The organism is Alcanivorax sp. NBRC 102024, from assembly GCF_001602235.1.
In the GTDB taxonomy this organism is placed as follows: domain Bacteria; phylum Pseudomonadota; class Gammaproteobacteria; order Pseudomonadales; family Alcanivoracaceae; genus Alcanivorax.
This window is the reverse complement of sequence record NZ_BDAS01000007.1, coordinates 159,166-174,864: the sequence shown is the minus strand read 5'-3', so window position 1 is coordinate 174,864 and position 15,699 is coordinate 159,166. Positions and strand designations below refer to the sequence as shown.

The 15,699-nt window shown below is 60.3% G+C and carries 13 protein-coding genes; 9 read left to right on the top strand and 4 right to left on the bottom strand.

Translation table 11 applies throughout. The features are described 5' to 3' along the window. Window positions 1-129 precede the first annotated feature (129 nt). A complete protein-coding gene (locus A0251_RS12425) occupies window positions 130-978 on the top strand; it encodes a patatin family protein (RefSeq protein ID WP_062817172.1) in 849 nt (282 codons plus the stop codon). A 40-nt stretch (window positions 979-1,018) separates the two neighbouring features. Here A0251_RS12425 and A0251_RS12420 read toward each other — a convergent pair whose 3' ends face one another. The 3 genes from A0251_RS12420 to A0251_RS12410 form a co-directional block, all read right to left on the bottom strand. Further along, window positions 1,019-1,354 carry a hypothetical protein gene (locus A0251_RS12420; protein ID WP_062817171.1) on the bottom strand — a complete coding sequence of 112 codons (336 nt, stop codon included), beginning with the start codon at window positions 1,352-1,354 and terminating at the stop codon, window positions 1,019-1,021. A 19-nt stretch (window positions 1,355-1,373) separates the two neighbouring features. Further along, window positions 1,374-2,159 (bottom strand): aldo/keto reductase, encoded by a 786-nt coding sequence (locus tag A0251_RS12415; protein ID WP_062817170.1) that lies wholly within the window; start codon window positions 2,157-2,159, stop codon window positions 1,374-1,376. 101 nt (window positions 2,160-2,260) lie between these two features. After that, a complete protein-coding gene (locus A0251_RS12410; protein ID WP_062817169.1) occupies window positions 2,261-3,454 on the bottom strand; it encodes an FAD-dependent oxidoreductase in 1,194 nt (397 codons plus the stop codon). A gap of 90 nt (window positions 3,455-3,544) precedes the next feature. Here A0251_RS12410 and waaA point away from each other — a divergent pair, with 90 nt between their 5' ends. Next, a complete protein-coding gene (gene waaA / locus A0251_RS12405; protein ID WP_062817168.1) occupies window positions 3,545-4,816 on the top strand; it encodes a lipid IV(A) 3-deoxy-D-manno-octulosonic acid transferase in 1,272 nt (423 codons plus the stop codon). Window positions 4,817-4,961: 145 nt separating this feature from the next. On the opposite strand, the gene A0251_RS12400 is transcribed toward waaA, so the two are convergent. Next, a complete protein-coding gene (locus A0251_RS12400) occupies window positions 4,962-6,368 on the bottom strand; it encodes a TolC family outer membrane protein (RefSeq protein ID WP_062817167.1) in 1,407 nt (468 codons plus the stop codon). Window positions 6,369-6,530: 162 nt separating this feature from the next. Here A0251_RS12400 and thiC point away from each other — a divergent pair, with 162 nt between their 5' ends. The 7 genes from thiC (at window position 6,531) to parC (ending at window position 15,647) form a co-directional block, all read left to right on the top strand. After that, a complete protein-coding gene (thiC, locus tag A0251_RS12395) occupies window positions 6,531-8,408 on the top strand; it encodes a phosphomethylpyrimidine synthase ThiC (protein WP_062817166.1) in 1,878 nt (625 codons plus the stop codon). Beyond that, window positions 8,401-9,030 carry an NUDIX domain-containing protein gene (locus tag A0251_RS12390; protein ID WP_062817165.1) on the top strand — a complete coding sequence of 210 codons (630 nt, stop codon included), beginning with the start codon at window positions 8,401-8,403 and terminating at the stop codon, window positions 9,028-9,030. The genes thiC and A0251_RS12390 overlap by 8 nt, the downstream gene beginning before the upstream one ends. Then, the gene (locus A0251_RS12385; protein WP_062817164.1) at window positions 9,027-9,488 is read left to right on the top strand and encodes a DUF1249 domain-containing protein; all 462 of its coding nucleotides are present in this window, start codon (window positions 9,027-9,029) and stop codon (window positions 9,486-9,488) included. Before A0251_RS12390 ends, A0251_RS12385 begins: the two co-directional genes overlap by 4 nt. 180 nt (window positions 9,489-9,668) lie before the next feature. Next, window positions 9,669-10,475, top strand: coding sequence for a 3',5'-cyclic-AMP phosphodiesterase (gene cpdA / locus A0251_RS12380; protein ID WP_062817163.1), 807 nt, complete (start codon window positions 9,669-9,671; stop codon window positions 10,473-10,475). Between the two features lie 274 nt (window positions 10,476-10,749). Then, on the top strand, window positions 10,750-11,343 hold the full coding sequence (locus tag A0251_RS12375) for a YqiA/YcfP family alpha/beta fold hydrolase (RefSeq protein WP_062817162.1): 594 nt from the start codon (window positions 10,750-10,752) through the stop codon (window positions 11,341-11,343). A gap of 62 nt (window positions 11,344-11,405) precedes the next feature. Further along, window positions 11,406-13,292 (top strand): DNA topoisomerase IV subunit B, encoded by a 1,887-nt coding sequence (gene parE / locus A0251_RS12370; RefSeq protein WP_062817161.1) that lies wholly within the window; start codon window positions 11,406-11,408, stop codon window positions 13,290-13,292. Window positions 13,293-13,406: 114 nt separating this feature from the next. Next, window positions 13,407-15,647 carry a DNA topoisomerase IV subunit A gene (parC, locus tag A0251_RS12365; protein WP_062817160.1) on the top strand — a complete coding sequence of 747 codons (2,241 nt, stop codon included), beginning with the start codon at window positions 13,407-13,409 and terminating at the stop codon, window positions 15,645-15,647. The last annotated feature ends 52 nt before the right edge of the window (window positions 15,648-15,699 follow it).

Here is a 15,699-nt window from a genome sequence, read left to right as displayed (position 1 = left end):
GCAAAAGGTTGCGTTGTGCAAGATGTCGCCATGGGCGACGGCGATGGCGGGAACAGGGAGGGGTTATTTCCGCTCTCGGCCTGGCTTTGGCAAAGTGAATCAAGGTGTCAGATTAAACAGGAGACGGATATGTCCTCGCGGGCTCTGGTCGTGGAAGGGGGTGCCATGCGCGGCATTTTTGCCGCCGGGGTGCTGGATGCCTTTCTGGAGAAAGATTACCGGGAGTTTGATTTTGCGGTGGGCGTATCCGCCGGTTCCACCAACCTGATCGGTTACCTGGCCGGAGATCATGGCCGCAACCGGCGCATCATTACCGACCATGCCTGCCGCCCGGATTTCATCAACTGGCAGCGCTTCATGGCCGGCGGTCATTTGTGTGATGTGCACTGGCTGTGGCATCAATCCTTACGGGATGTGCCGCTGAGTCTGGACCGGTATTGGCAATCGCAGACGCCGCTATGGGTGGTGACCACTTCCGTGGAGGATGGCGAGCCACGTTATCACCACGCGACGCCGGACAACCTGGACGAGATCATGACAGCGTCCTGTTCCATTCCTTTTGCCTACCGGCAATTTCCCACGGTGGACGGGCATCCCATGACCGATGGCGGGGTGGGCGATTCCATTCCCGTGCGCTGGGCCTATGAACAGGGCGCCAGGGATATCACCGTGGTGCTGTCACGGCATCAGGGGTATCGCAAGAAACCCAGCCCGCTGGCACCACTACTGAAACCCTGGGTCAGGGAAATGCCGGGGTTATATGCCGGTATGCGGAAACGCTCGCAAACCTACAATGACGCACTGGCGTTCATCGAGAACCCGCCCGAGGATTGCCGACTCACAGTGATTGCGCCAGACCGCGGCTTTCCGGTCAGCCGCTTGACCACCCATGGCCAAAAGCTGGAGCAGGGGTATTGGCAGGGGCATCAGGCCGCGTCGGTGATGTTGGGCGAGCCGCTTTTCGAAGCGGTGGGGTGAGGGCAGCTTGCAAAACAGCGCTGCCGGCAAGTCGTGTTGACTACCTGCTGCTATCCGACTCTTCACAGCGCCAGGTCCAGGCTTCCAGCTCCATGCGTTGAATGCCACGGTGATGGTTATCCATCAGAAAGACACGCCGGTCTTTCAATACCGCCCGGTTGCCGTCGGCTTTTTTGATGGCCTTGAGCAGTTTCTTTTTGGCGTTGTTTTCGATCCAGGCGTCGCTGAACAGCAAGCCCTGCAGTTTGCCGCCGGTTTCTATAGAGACAGTGTCACCGGGCTGGCAGCCGCTGGGGGGCGTTTTCAGGAGTAAGACCTTGTCAGCCTGACTGCTGGCGGCCAGAAGTAGCAATCCGATACTGAGCAGTCTGCGCATAGTGGCTCCTTTTTTGTTGTTATTCACAGGCCCGGCGCGCTTTTTCCACGTTTTCCCGCAGGTGTTGCGGGTTGATGGTGCCGGCGATGATACTGCCGACGCCGGCAGTGCCAAGGATCTTGTTCATGCTTTCCTGTACCGGGTCTTGTCCCTCGCTGCACAGGTGGCCGCTGGCAAAGGCCTTCTTGATAAGAATGCCCTTGTGGTGACTGGCGGCGTGCTCGATGACCGGCACTTCTTCGTCATGGGCCAGGTTGTAGGTGACCATGGCCACGTCTGCTTGTCTGAGGGTGTCGATACCCCCGGCCACGGTCTTGGTGGACATGCCGGTGGCGCGGATCAGGCCCGCCTTCTTCAGATCGTTGAGGGCATCCAGTGTGCCCCTCTCGAGGATATCCAGATCGTTCCCGTCCGAATGCACCAGCACGCAATCCAGGTAGTCGGTGTTCAGCCGCTTGAGACTGCGTTCCACTGAGGCACGCACATGTTGCGGGGAGAAATCGAAGTGGCTGTCGCCGCTGTCATTATCGAATTCCTCGCCCACCTTGGTGACGATAACCCAGTGCTGGCGGTCCCGGAGCAGTTGCCCCAGCCGTTCTTCACTGCGGCCGTAGGCCGGTGCGGTGTCGATCAGGTTCAGGCCCAGGTCCCGGGCCTGGGCGATCAAATCGATCACTGCCGCGTCATCGGGAATGGTAAAGGCACCGGGGTATTTCACGCCCTTGTCGCGGCCGATTTTCACTGTGCCCAGACCGAGGGCGCTGACGGTCAATCCTGTGTTGCCCAGCGGGCGCATGAAGGCCATGAAAGCTTCCTTGTTCGTCTTGCCGTAGGAGCGTCGCTGGCGGCGCGATTAACCACGCACGGAATCGCGCCGCCAACGACGCTCGCTCCTACGGAGGGAAATCAAAAACAGCGGTGCCAATAGGGCACGCCCATGGGGGCTTTTTCCAGCGTTTCCGGCATCGTTAACGGTGCCCCTGGTTTCAGCCCGCTCTCTTCCACCAATGCCATCACTCTGTCGCCCAGGTCCGGGGCCAGGGTGAGCTTGGTGGGCCAGGCCACGATCAGGTTGTGGTCGCGGTGGGCGTAGGCGTTATCCGGTTTTACCAGGGCCTGCTGTTTCGGTTCGGCCCGGGTTACGTTGAGAACGGCGAACTGGGCCTGGCTGAAATCGAGCCAGGGGAACAGGTGTTTCAGTTCGTCGCGGCCAGCGGCCAGTTGTTCCTCATCGCTGCGTTCCACGCCCCGTTCCGCCAGGTCGCCACCCAGATACCAGACCACCTTGCCGTCCGGGCAGTCATGGGTGGTGACGGTGAGCACCGGTTTGTTGCTGGTGCCGACACAGTGCGCATAGAGGCGGTGCCCCAGATCGTGTTTCACCAGCAACATTTTCAGTGGCCGCAGCTGGCTGTGTTCCTCTGGCAGCAGGCGGGCCTGGTGGGCGCCGTCCAGCAGTGCCGGGTTGCCATTGCCGGCGGACAGGATGGTCAACGTCGGCTCGATACGCTGGCCATTGACAGTCACCGCCTTCAATCCCTGCTCTCCCCATTCCAGAGAATCGCGTTCCCTGTCGAAGGCCAGCAGGCGTTCACGCACCGGCGCGGCCAGGGTGTCGATCAGTGATTCGGTGTTGATGACCAGATCATCCAGCTTGTAGACATTGCCCTTGAAGGCCTTGTCCGCCAGCGCGGAGGGGAAATGGTCCCGCTTCAGCTTTTCGATGCGCCCGCGCAGCATCTTGCTGGCGAAGAAGTTGGTCATGCGCGAGGCCACTGAGCCACTGGACCACATGTGCTGGGTGTCGCTGAGTACCTGCAGCTGGCGCAGGTCCACCGGATCGTTGCCGGCCATGGCCGCGCGCCAGCGGTCCGGCATGGCGGCGATGGATTCCGACTCGCTGGACAGGTTGCCGCCCAGGGCATACTTGAGGCCGCCGTGAATAATGCCCTGGCTGGCCAGGGTCTGGTCGCCGCCCAGGGTGTCGGTTTCCAGCAGCAGGCACTGGTAACCGGCCGCGTTGAGCCGGTTGATCAGCCACAGGCCGGCGATGCCGCCGCCGAAGATCAGAATGTCGGGTTTCAGAGGGGAGTTGCTCATGGCTCACCATCGGAGAAAGTTGCCGCTATGCTAGCATAGACGGGCCGGACCTCAGACGTCCGGCGTCCGACGTCCGACACAAGAAACCCTATGCGAACCTTTTACTCTGTCATCTGGTATTTACTGCTTCCTTTTCTGTTCCTGCGGCTGTGGCTGCGGGGGCGGCAGGCGCCGGCCTACCGTCAGCGCTGGAAGGAGCGCATGGCCTGGGGGTATCGCCCCGGGACCCTGAAAAACAGTCTCTGGGTGCACGCGGTGTCGGTGGGGGAAACCCTGGCGGCGGTGCCGATGATCGAGCGGTTGCTGGCGGATTATCCGCAGATGCCGCTGCTGGTGACCACCACCACACCCACCGGTTCGGAGCGGGTGAAAGCCCTGTTCGGCGATCGGGTGACCCATGTGTATTGCCCCTGGGAGCTGCCCACGGCATTGAACCGTTTTCTGCGCGCTTTTGATCCGAAAATGGTGATCGTGCTGGAAACCGAACTGTGGCCCAACCTGTGTGCAGCGGCGAAACGTCACGGTGCCAGATTGATGCTGATGAACGGGCGCCTGTCGGAGAAAAGCTACCGGGGCTACAGCAAGTTTCCCCGCCTGGTGCGGCCGATGATGGCCCGCTTTGATGCCCTGGCCGTGCAGACCCCGGTGGAACGGGAGCGCTATGTGGCCCTGGGGGCCTGGCCGGAACGGGTGCATGCCATCGGCAGCGTGAAATTCGACATGACACTGGACGACACCGTGCGTCAGGGGGCGGACGCCTTGCGCGCGATGATTGGTGAACGCCCGGTATGGATCGCCGCCAGTACCCACCCCGGGGAAGATGAGCCGGTACTGGCGGCGCACAAGGCGTTGCTGGAAACGGCGCCGCAGACCTTGCTGGTGCTGGTGCCGCGGCACCCGGAGCGTTTCGACGGCGTCGCCCAGTTGATCCGTCAGCAAGGGTTGGGGCTGGCCCGGCGAAGCAAACAGGACACCGTCACCGCGGACACCCAGGTGTACCTGGCCGATACCATGGGGGAGCTGTTGATGCTGTTTGGGGTGGCGGACGTGGCCTTTGTGGGCGGTTCCCTGGTGCCGGTGGGGGGGCACAATTTGCTGGAACCCGCAGGCTGGGGAAAGCCGGTTGTGACTGGCCCACACCTGCACAACTTCACCGCCATCTCGGGGCTGCTGGATGACGCTGGCGCCCTGACCCTGGTGGAGGATGCGGATGCCCTGGCCATTACCCTGCAGGGCCTGTTCCGTAACCCGGCGCAACGCCAGCATCAGGGGCAGGCAGCGGCGGCGGTTGTCGAAGCCAATCGTGGGGCACTGGAGAAAGGGCTGGGGTTGGTCGGGAAATTAATAGTTAATAATGAATAATTAATAGTTTCGTGAGACAACGTTTTTTTATCCTGAAAGCAAAGAGGCCGCGCCCAGAGTTGGGCGCGGCCTCTTTGCTTTCAGCAGGGCATGCGCTGTAAGCGCGTCGTTATTAATTATTCATTATTAACTATTAATTGCTCTTTCAGTATCGCGCGTCCGGTACCAGGGCGTCGCTGCGGCCTTCCAGATCCGGCTGGTAGATGTTCAGGGTGTCGGTCTCTGACAGCCACTGGTTGATGGCCGCCAGGTCGCCCTGTTGCAGATCGCCGGTGGTGGATTTCAGGGTCAGTGAATTGATGATGTAGTCGTAACGGGCGTTGGCGTAGTCGCGCTCGGCAGCGAACAGGGCTTGCTGGGCGTTGAGCACATCCACCACGTTACGGGTGCCGACCTCATAGCCTGACTGGGTGGCTTCCAGGGCCGAGCGGGCGGAGCGGATCGCCTGTTTGCGAGCGCTCACGCGCAGGGCATCGGATTCCACCGTGCGGTAGGCGCTGCGAGCCTGCTGGATGATGTCACGCAGGGCCTGCTGGTACTCATAGACGGCCGCATCCGCGCGCAGGGAGGCTTCCTTGCGACGGCTGTTCAGGCCGCCACCCTGAAACAGGGGCATGGTGACTTCCACCCCGATCTGTTTGGTGTCGCTGTCCGGGTTGATGCCGGTAGAGAAGCCTGTGGCGCTATTATCTTCAGGGATGGAGTTGGCATTCTGGTACTGGGCGACGAATTGAACCTGGGGAAGCTGGGCGCCCAACTGGCGTTTGGCTGTTTTTTCGGTCAATTCGGAATTAAACCGGGCGGCCAGAACCTGGGGATTTTGGGCGCGGGCCTTGTCGATCCAGTCATTCATGTCCGCCGGTTGCGGGCCCTCAACGGGCAGATCCTCTTTAAGCTCCGAGAGCGTTTCCCAGCGTTGGCCGGTCAGGGTTTCCAGCTGGTCACGGGCGATATCATATTGTTGCTGGGCCACGATCAGATTGACCCGGGTCAGGTCATAGGTGGCCTGGGCCTCCTCCACATCCGTGGCCGGCACCAGTCCCACGTCAAAGCGTTCCTGGGTTTGTTCCAGCTGGCGACCGATGGCTTTTTCTTCAGCCTTGGCTGACACCAGGGTGTCCCAGGCGCGCAGCACGCCGAAGTAGCCCTGGGCCACGCGCAGGACAAAATCCTGCCGGGCCTGCTGGAAATTGGCCTGAGCAATATCGGTGCTCGACTTGGCTTCTTTGTAGCCGTACCAGGCATCCACGCGGAACAATGGCTGCGTCAGTTGTACCGTGGTGGTCTCGGTGCCGAATTCCTGGGTGACGCCCAGATCCTTCAAATCCCGCTCTGTGTCATAGCGGCCATAAGTGGCGGAGACAGTGGGGAACAATGCCGCGCGGCCCTGTACCAGCAGTTGTTGATCCGCGTCCCAGCTCATGCGGGCGGCACGCCAGGTGCCGTCATAGCTCCAGGCGGCGTTGGCGATCTGGACCAGATCGGCGGCGTGAACGGAACTGGCCAGCGAGGTCAGCATGAGAACGAGAATCTTGGTTGGGCTGCGCTTCATTCTGGTGCACTCTTTCCTGGGTGAGTTTGGTCATTATAGTACTGGCTGGTACAGAAAATTGATACGGCTTCTGTCACACCGGCACCGCGGTTGTTTGGCCGATAGGCGCTGGCGTATAGTGTCCGCCATTCCTGTCTTTTCCCAAGTATTCTGGAGGCCGACGTGCCAGACGATCAGCGCCCCGTCACCGCTAGTACCATTGATGAATCCTGCCAGCCTATCGCCGGTTCGCAAAAAATTTATGTCACCGGCTCGCGTCCGGACATTCGTGTCCCGATGCGCGAAATTCGCCAGAGTCAGACCCCGCTGGCAGACGGAAAGTTCGAGGATAACCCGCCTGTCACCGTTTACGATACCTCAGGCCCTTACACCGACCCGAACGTGACCATTGATGTTCGGAAGGGGCTGGCGCCGATTCGCCTGAACTGGATTCAGGAGCGCGATGATACCGAGCAACTGGACGGTTTGACCAGTGTTTACGGCCGCAAACGCGCCAACGACCTGAAAACGGCGGGCCTGCGCTTCGAGCACACCCGCACCCCGCGCCGGGCCAAAGCCGGCAAGAATGTGAGCCAGATGCACTATGCCCGCCAGGGCATCATTACCCCGGAAATGGAGTTTATTGCCATCCGCGAGAACCAGCGGTTGCGTGAACATCGGGAAGCGGGGCTGCCCACCGAACAGCATCCCGGGCAGGATTTCGGTGCCAGCATTCCGGCAGAAATCACCCCGGAATTTGTCCGCGACGAAGTGGCCCGGGGCCGGGCAGTGATTCCGGTGAATATCAATCACCCGGAAATCGAGCCGATGATCATCGGCCGCAATTTCCTCACCAAGATCAACGCCAATATCGGTAACTCGGCGGTGACCTCCTCCATCGAGGAAGAGGTGTCCAAGATGACCTGGGCCACCCGCTGGGGCGGCGACACGGTGATGGACCTGTCCACCGGCGACAATATTCATGAAACCCGTGAATGGATCCTGCGCAACTCGCCGGTGCCCATCGGCACCGTGCCGATCTATCAGGCACTGGAGAAGGTCAACGGCATTGCCGAGGACCTGACCTGGGAAATCTTCCGTGACACCCTGATCGAGCAGGCCGAGCAGGGGGTGAGCTACTTCACCATCCACGCCGGTGTACTGCTGCGTTATGTGCCGATGACCGCCAACCGGGTTACCGGCATCGTTTCCCGTGGTGGCTCGATCATGGCCAAGTGGTGTCTGGCGCATCACAAGGAAAACTTCCTTTACACCCACTTCGAAGACATCTGCGAGATCATGAAGGCCTATGACGTGACCTTCAGTCTTGGCGATGGCTTGCGGCCCGGTTCCATTGCCGATGCCAACGACGAGGCCCAGTTCAGCGAGCTGCGTACTCTGGGTGAGCTGACCAAGATTGCCTGGCAGCACGATGTGCAGGTGATGATCGAGGGCCCCGGTCACGTGCCCATGCACATGATCAAGGCCAATATGGACGAGCAACTGAAGCACTGTGGCGAAGCGCCGTTCTATACCCTGGGCCCGCTGACGATTGATATCTCCCCTGGCTACGATCATATCTCCAGCGCCATTGGCGCCGCCATGATCGGCTGGTATGGCACGGCCATGCTCTGCTATGTGACGCCCAAAGAGCATCTGGGGCTGCCCAACCGGGAAGATGTGAAAGAGGGCATCATTGCCTACAAGATTGCTGCCCATGCGGCGGACCTGGCCAAGGGCCACCCGGGGGCCCAGTTGCGTGACAATGCCTTGTCCAAGGCCCGTTTCGAGTTCCGCTGGGAAGACCAGTTCAATCTGGGACTGGACCCGGACCGGGCGCGCCAGTTCCACGACGAGACCCTGCCCAAGCAGGCTCACAAGGTGGCGCATTTCTGCTCCATGTGCGGGCCCAAGTTCTGCTCCATGAAGATCAGCCAGGAAGTGCGCGATACCTATGGTGATGGCCGTGCCCAGGTCGCGCAGGCAGAAGCGGGCATGGAAGAAAAATCCCGGGAATTCCGTGAAAAGGGCAGTGCCCTTTACCATGAAGCCAATGAGTGATTTGACGCCGCCGTTTGGCCCCGATGACGTGGAAATCCTGGAGCGCGATACCCCGTTCCAGGGCTTCTTCCGGGTCGACACCCTGACCCTGCGCCACAAGCAATATAACGGTGGCTGGGGCAAGCCGGTGCGCCGGGAATTGTTCGTGCGTCCCCGGGCGTCGGCGGTGCTGCCCTATGACCCCCGTCGGGGTGAAATCCTGCTGGTGGAGCAGTTCCGGGTGGGGGCACTGGAGTGGCGGCAGTCTCCCTGGTGTCTGGAGTTGATCGCCGGCATCGCCGACAAGGACGGGGAAAGCGCCGCCGACCTGATCCGCCGCGAAGCCGTGGAGGAAGCCGGTATTACCCTGGGGGAAATGGAGTCCATTGCCGCCTACATGCCCAGCCCGGGTGGCACCAACGAACGTCTGCAGGTGTTTGTGGGGCATGCGGATCTTGCTGATGCAGGCGGCATCTTTGGTTGCCCGGACGAGGGGGAAGATATTCGTGCGGTGACCGTGCCGGTGGCCGAAATTCCCACCTTGCTGGAATCTGGCCTGGTGGATAACGCGGCATCCCTGATTGCCTTGCAGTGGTTGCTTTTGCACCGCGACCGGCTGGATGCGGCCTGGGAAAGCGCATGAAGCGACGCGACCGCTACCGGCTGGATTTCCGCGCGCTGATGAGTCAGTGCGAGGAAAACTATGCCCGCATGTTGCCGCTGATGAATGCCATGGGAGAGCGCGACAGCATGAATGTGGAGCTGGGCCACAGCCACCACACCCACACTTTGCAGATGCGAGTGCTGGAGCGCTCTCCCTACACCACCACCGTGCGCCTGGAAGACCAGGAATTACTGGATGTGCTACCGGCATCACGGCTGACGGTGCGGCTTTATCACGATGCCCGGCTGGCGGAAGTCACCGAGGCGCGTCCCTTCCGGCGGGTGAATGCCCGCTATGCCTACCCCAACCGCCATATGCACCAGCGTGATGAAAAAGTGCAATGGAACCGCTTTCTGGCCGAGTGGCTGCGTCATGTCCATGATCATGGGCGCGATGGCGGTCAGGACTGGCGCCAGCGAGTGACCGGGAATTCCTGAATGCTGCCGGAATGCGTGCGGCTGTAAAGAATTGCTAACCACTTCCTGATCTGGAACGTCTTTCCTAGAAAAGTGCCATCATCTTGGTTATAAGTGATTGAAGAGTATTGAGGGAATGCTCGGGAGGCGGTGTTTGGCCCCCCAAACGGGAATAATAAATCGAGGACGGGAGCGGGGATCTTGACGCAGCAGTTGCAGCCCCTTCGAGTGGTGCAGTTATCGGACTGCCATCTGTTTGCCGATACGCAAGGCAAGCTGTTGGGTCTGAATACCCAGTTCAGTCTGGAAAAAGTGCTGGAACTGATCCGTCGCGAGCAGCCCAGCCCGGACCTGATTCTGGCCACCGGGGATCTCTCCCAGGATGCCTCCTTTGAATCCTACCAGCGACTCGGTCAGGCCCTGTCATCGTTCAGCGCGCCGGTTTACTGGTTGGAAGGCAACCACGACAAACCGGCCCCCATGCTGCAGGCCCTGGATTGTGACCGCGAGCGTATGAGTCCCTGTGTGCTGGAGATCGGCAACTGGACCATTGTCATGCTCGACTCCACCATTCCTGGCGAAGTCCCTGGTGACCTGTTTGACGAAGACCTGAAATTTCTCGATGAGGTCCTGGCCAACGCCCGTGGTGAACACCTGATGGTCTGCCTGCATCACCATCCGGTGCCCATGGACTGCGCCTGGCTGGACACTCAGGTGGTGGGCAGCGCCGAGCAGTTTTTTGCCGTCATAGACCGCCACCCCCGTGTGCGCGCCATTATCTGGGGTCACGTGCACCAGGAATACGATGACCAGCGCAATGGCGTCCGCCTGCTGGCCGTGCCCAGCACCTGTGTGCAGTTCAAACCGAAAAGCGAAGACTTCGCCGTGGACGAGAGCAATCCCGGTTACCGCTGGCTGGACCTGTACCCGGATGGCCGCATTGATACCGCCGTCAGCCGGGTGGAGGGGATTACCTTTGAGGTGGACTTCTCGGTGAAGGGCTACTGATTCAGTTAACAGTGAACAGTTAACAGTTAACAGCGCGCGGACGGCGGTGTTCCGGGCTGGTATGTTGGAGGCCGCGTGCAGATGATGGATGCGGCCTCCTGCGTTTAAAGAGAAAAGACTTGACTGCGCTGACTGGGCGGGCAGCCTTGTTCACTGTTCACTGTTCACTGTTCACTGTTCACTGTTCACTGTTCACTGTTCACTGTTCACTGTTCACTGTTCACTGTTCACTGTTCACTGTTCACTGCTTCATTCTTCGACCTGTTGAATTCCTATGGCTCCAGAAACCTCCCTCATCTACATTCACGGCTTCAATAGCTCTCCCGCCTCTCACAAGGCCTCCTTGCTGCGGGAGGTGTTCGAACGGGCCGGCTGTCCTGAGCGCCTGCATGTGCCTGCGCTCCCGGTGGAACCCAAGGCGGCCATGGCGGAGCTGGATGCGGTGATTGCCGGTGCCGGGCCGGTGGCCTTGCTGGGCTCGTCCCTGGGGGGCTTCTATGCCACCTGGCTGGCCGAGCACCATGATTTGCGGGCGGCAATCGTAAATCCTGCGGTTCGACCCTGGCGACTACTGGACAAATACACAGGTATCCAGCATAACTATCACACCGGCGAGGCCTGGGAATTCAACCCGGCCTGGCTGGACGAGCTGAAGCGGTATGAAGTGCCGGCCATCAGCCAGCCGGAAAACCTGCTTCTGCTCACCCAAACCGGTGACGAAACCCTCGACTGGGAAGACGGCTGGGACTATTACGGGGACTGTCACCGCTATTGCGGCTTGGGTGGCAGCCACGGCTTTGATAACTTTGACGCCTTCATTCCGCTGATACTGCGGTTTTGCGGTGTAAGTCTGACGTCGGATGCCTGAAGTCTGACGCTACAAACTGTTTGTCAGTCGCCCGACGTCTGACCCTGAAAGCAAGATACTCTATGTCCAATACCTATACGTCCGAAAATATTGAAGTGTTGTCGGGCCTCGACCCGGTGCGCAAGCGTCCGGGGATGTACACCGATACCTCCCGCCCCAACCACCTGGCCCAGGAAGTCATTGATAACTCGGTGGATGAAGCCCTGGCCGGCCATGCCAAATCCATCAAGGTCACCCTGCTGAAGGATGGCGGTGTGGAAGTGGAAGACGATGGCCGCGGCATGCCGGTGGATATGCATCCGGTGCAGAAGAAACCGGGTGTGGAAGTGATTCTTTCCACGCTGCATTCCGGCGGCAAGTTCTCCAACAACAATTACCAGTTCAGTGGCGGTCTGCACGGGGTGGGCGTGTCCGTAGTGAATGCCCTGTCCACCAAGCTGGAAATCCTGGTCAAACGCGATGGCCAGTTGCACCGGATGGAATTCGGGGACGGCGAAAAGCGCAGCGATCTGGAAGTGATCGACACCGTCGGCAAACGCAACACGGGGACCACCCTGCGTTTCTGGCCGGATGCCAAGTATTTCGACTCGCCGAAAATTTCCGTGTCCCGGCTCAAGCATTTGTTGCGGGCCAAGGCGGTGCTGTGCCCCGGGTTGCTGGTGACCCTGGACAACCAGATCAGTGGTGAGACGGACAGCTGGCAGTTTGCCGATGGCCTGATCGAATACCTGCTGGAATCCGGCCGCGGCTGGGAGCGGGTGCCGGATGAGCCGTTCAACGGCGCCATGAGTGCCGAAACCGAAGCGGTGGACTGGGCGGTGATGTGGTTGCCGGAAGGCGGTGAGCTGGTGCAGGAATCCTATGTGAACCTGATCCCCACTCCCCAGGGCGGCACCCACGTAAACGGGCTGCGTTCCGGGCTGCTGGAGGCCATGCGCGAGTTCTGCGAATTCCGCAACCTGTTACCCCGCGGCGTCAAACTGACTCCGGAAGATATCTGGGACCGGGTTGCCTACGTGCTCAGCGTGAAGATGCAGGACCCACAATTTGCCGGCCAGACCAAGGAGCGGCTCAGCTCCCGGCAGACCGCTGCGTTTGTGTCCGGCGTGGTCAAGGACGCCTTCTCCCTGTGGCTGAACCAGCACACGGATGAGGCCGAGAAGCTGGCGGACCTGTGCATCAACAATGCCCAGAAGCGTCTGCGTGCTGCCAAGAAAGTGACCCGCAAGAAAGTCACCAGTGGCCCGGCACTGCCCGGCAAGCTGGCCGACTGTACCAGCGATGACCCTTCCCAGAGTGAAATCTTCCTGGTGGAAGGGGACTCGGCGGGGGGCTCCGCCAAGCAGGCCCGGGATCGGGTATACCAGGCCATCATGCCCCTGCGCGGCAAGATCATGAACACCTGGGAAGTGGATTCTGCGGAAGTATTGGGCAGCCAGGAAATTCACGATATTGCCGTGGCGCTGGGTATCGAGCCGGGCAGCGATGACCTGGGCGGTCTGCGTTACGGCAAAGTGTGCATCCTCGCCGATGCGGATTCCGACGGCCTGCACATCGCCACCCTGATCTGTGCCCTGTTCCTGCGCCACTTCCCGGCGCTGGTGAAGAACGGCCATGTCTTCGTGGCCATGCCGCCGCTCTACCGCATCGATGTGGGCAAGGACGTCTACTACGCCCTGGACAAGGAAGAGCGCGAAGGGGTGCTGGATCGCATCAAGGCGGAAAAGAAACGTGGCAAGGTCAACGTGACACGCTTCAAGGGCCTGGGCGAAATGAACCCGCTGCAACTGCGTGAAACCACCATGGCCCGTGACACCCGTCGGCTGGTGCGCCTGGAAGTGGCCGGCGGTGACGATACCCACCAGTTGATGGATATGCTGCTGAGCAAGAAGCGCGCATCCGATCGCAAAAGCTGGCTGGAAGAGAAGGGCAATCTGGCCGAAGTGTGATGCCTGCGGCAGGTCGGACGTCTGAGGTCGGACGTCTGGCGCAAAAGAATAACCGGTCCTGGCGTTCGACTTCAGACGTCCGACGTCAGACCTGAGCGAATATAGCGAGCAAAAATGGCAGACGAATTTGAAAGTTTTCCCTTAAGGGAATACACAGAAAAAGCGTACCTGGATTATTCCATGTACGTGATTCTCGACCGGGCGTTGCCCAATATCGGTGACGGCCTCAAACCGGTTCAGCGGCGTATTGTTTACGCCATGAGCGAGCTGGGCCTGAAAGCCACTGCCAAGTACAAGAAGTCCGCCCGTACCGTGGGCGACGTGCTGGGTAAGTACCACCCCCATGGCGATTCCGCCTGTTACGAAGCCATGGTGTTGATGGCCCAGCCGTTCAGTTACCGCTATCCGCTGGTGGATGGTCAGGGCAACTGGGGCAGTGCGGACGACCCGAAGTCGTTCGCCGCCATGCGTTATACCGAATCCAAACTGGCCCCCTATGCGGAAGTGCTGCTTGCCGAGCTGGGGCAGGGCACGGTGGAATGGGTGCCCAACTTTGATGGCACCATGGACGAGCCCAAGTTGCTGCCCGCTCGTCTGCCCAATGTGTTGCTCAATGGCACCACCGGTATCGCGGTGGGTATGAGTACCGATATTCCGCCGCACAACCTGCGCGAAGTGGCCAACGCCTGTATTCATCTGCTCAAGGATCCGGGCGCGTCCCTGGATGACCTGATGCAGTACATCCAGGGGCCGGACTTCCCCACCGAGGCGGAGGTGATTACTCCCCAGAACGACATCATCCGCATGTATGCGGAAGGCAAGGGCTCACTCAAGCAGCGTGCTGTGTATGAGCGCGAGGAAGGGGATATCGTTATCACCGCCTTGCCCTACCAGGTGTCCGGCGCCAAGGTGCTGGAACAGATTGCGGATCAGATGCAGAAGAAAAAGCTGCCCATGGTCAGCGATCTGCGCGACGAATCGGATCATGAGAATCCCACGCGTCTGGTGATCACGCCGCGCTCCAACCGGGTGGATATTCCCCAGTTGATGAGCCACCTGTTCGCCACCACGGATCTGGAAAAGAATTACCGGGTCAACCTGAACATGATCGGCATCGATGGCCGGCCACAGGTGAAAAGCCTGGACATGATTCTCAACGAGTGGCTGCAGTTCCGCATGGTCACCGTGCGCCGTCGTTTGCAGCACCGTCTCGACAAGGTGCTGGAGCGCCTGCACATCCTCGAAGGCCTGCTGGTAGCCTTCCTCAATATCGATGAAGTGATTCATATCATCCGTACCGAGGATGCACCCAAGCCGGTACTGATGGAGCGCTTCGGTATTACCGACCGTCAGGCGGAAGCCATCCTCGAGCTGAAACTGCGCCACCTGGCCAAGCTGGAGGAAATGAAGATTCGTGGCGAACAGGACGAGCTCAATGAAGAGCGCGAATCCCTGGAAGCCACGCTGGGCTCCATGGCCAAGATGAAGAAACTGGTGGCCAAGGAACTGCAGGAAGACGCGGACAAGTATGGCGACGACCGTCGCTCGCCACTGGTGGAGCGTGATGCGGCGTCTGCCCTGGACGAAACCGACCTGGTCAGTGCCGATCCGGTCACTGTGGTGTTGTCCGAAAAGGGCTGGGTCCGTTCCGCCAAGGGCCATGACGTGGATGTGGTGGGCCTCAGCTACAAGGCCGGCGACAAGTACAAGGCTTCGGCCCAGGGTAAATCCAATCAGCCGGTGTGCTTTATCGACAGCACCGGGCGCAGTTACTCCCTGCCAGCGCATACCCTGCCCAGCGCCCGGGGCCAGGGCGAGCCCCTGTCCGGTCGCGTCAATCCCCCGTCCGGCGCCAGCTTTATGGCGGCGGTGATGGGCAAGGAAAAGGATGCCTATCTGATGAGCACCGATGCCGGTTACGGTTTCGTGGTGCGTTATGGGGATTTGCTGGCCAACAAGAAGGCCGGCAAGACGGTGCTGTCGGTGCCCAAGGGGGCCAGGGTGCTGCCGCCGAAGCCGATTGCCTCCACGGACGATGACCTGATTGCGCTGGTCTCCAACGAGGGACGTCTGCTGGTGTTCCCGGTGAAGGAATTGCCGGAAATGGCACGGGGCAAGGGCAACAAGATGATGTCCATTCCCGGTGCCCGGGTGGCGGATCGGGTGGAGTTCGTGCAGGACATGCAGGTGCTGGGGCCGCAGGATGCGCTCACCATCCATGCGGGCAAGCGTCACCTGACCCTCAAGGCCGGCGATCTGGAGCACTACTACGGAGAGCGGGGTCGCCGTGGTGCCAAGCTGCCGCGGGGGTTCCAGAATGTGGACCATATGGCCGTGGAGCGAAAAGGCGAGTAGCGCGTTTCCCGGTGAAAAAAACGGCACGCCCGACAGCGTGCCGTTTTTTTTG